The sequence below is a fragment of the Microbacterium sp. SD291 genome, from assembly GCF_017355365.1.
Lineage (GTDB): Bacteria > Actinomycetota > Actinomycetes > Actinomycetales > Microbacteriaceae > Microbacterium.
Window position 1 is genome coordinate 1 of sequence record NZ_JADIJR010000083.1, and the last position, 450, is coordinate 450.

Below are 450 nucleotides of genomic sequence, written 5' to 3' on the forward strand. Positions count from 1 at the left end.
TCCCACCCGGACGCCGCGCCGGCGAGCAGCCGCGCGGTGGCGGTGTCGATCGGGCAGGTGCCGTTCAGCTCCGCCGGCGCCGTCCCCTGCCCCATCAAGGTCGTGACCGGGACAGTCACGGACACGGTGGCGGTGATCGCCGCGAGCAGCCCCTCGTCGGTGTCGTGTCCGGCCGGCGCCCCGGTGAGCAGCAGATCCAGGGTCAGGTCGCACCGCAGCTGATCCAGGGTCCGCGGATCCTCCGGGTTCTGCGCTTGCAGCCCCTTGGCCATCGCGGTGACCCGGTCGTGCGCCCCGTGGATCAGCGCGGCGGGACCGAACACGCTGAACTGGGCCATCCCGTCGGGTTTGTCACTCACCCAGATGCGACGCGTATCGCGGGCGTCGCGGTGCCGGTCCTCGAGCGGGCGGGCCTGGAAGCGCTCCGCGACCCGCCTGGCCATCCGCCCG

General features: G+C 73.6%; 1 protein-coding gene. It reads right to left on the bottom strand.

The features are described 5' to 3' along the window. A partial coding sequence (locus tag IPV10_RS16865; RefSeq protein ID WP_207485833.1) for a DUF222 domain-containing protein occupies window positions 1-450 on the bottom strand: 450 nt, incomplete at both ends.